The sequence below is a fragment of the Vibrio sp. 1249-1 genome (genome assembly GCF_033340495.1).
In genome coordinates this window covers 1-671 of record NZ_JAWOWJ010000607.1, presented here as the reverse complement: position 1 = coordinate 671, position 671 = coordinate 1, and the positions used below count along the sequence as shown (strand labels likewise).

The window sequence follows — 671 nt, the reverse complement described above, 5'->3', positions numbered from 1 at the left end:
GCTTGTCAGAACAACACGGCTATACGTTTGTACCCCCTTTCGATCACCCACTGGTGATTGCAGGTCAAGGCACCATCGGCATGGAAATGCTGCAGCAAAATGGTCATCTCGACTACATCTTCGTGCCGGTTGGAGGCGGTGGCTTGGCGGCTGGTGTAGCGGTTCTGGTCAAGCAACTGATGCCAGAAATCAAAGTCATCGCCGTCGAGCCTGAAGACTCGTCTTGTCTGAAAGCGGCGCTTGATGCTGGTGAGCCAGTGGTACTCGACCAAGTCAGCATGTTTGCTGATGGTGTCGCGGTAAAACGCATCGGTGAAGAAACGTTCCGCTTGTGTCAGAAATACATTGATGGTCATGTGGCGGTTTCAAGCGATGAAATCTGCGCTGCCGTAAAAGACATTTTTGAGGATACTCGCGCGATTGCTGAACCATCCGGGGCGCTTGCGCTTGCTGGCTTGAAGAAGTTTGTTGAGCAAAACCAACTGGAAAACAAGAACCTTGCCACGGTGCTGTCTGGCGCGAATACCAACTTTCATGGTTTACGCTATGTTTCAGAGCGTTGTGAATTAGGTGAGAAGCGTGAAGGTCTATTAGCCGTGACGATTCCAGAACGTCAAGGCGCTTTCTTTGAATTCTGTAATCTGATTGGCGGCCGCGCTGTCACCGAGTTT

The 671-nt window shown here is 51.1% G+C and carries 1 protein-coding gene; it reads left to right on the top strand.

Features of this window, described 5'->3' with window-relative positions; translation table 11 throughout:
* A partial coding sequence (locus R7Z50_RS27900) for a pyridoxal-phosphate dependent enzyme (protein ID WP_318149807.1) occupies positions 1–671 on the top strand: 671 nt, incomplete at both ends.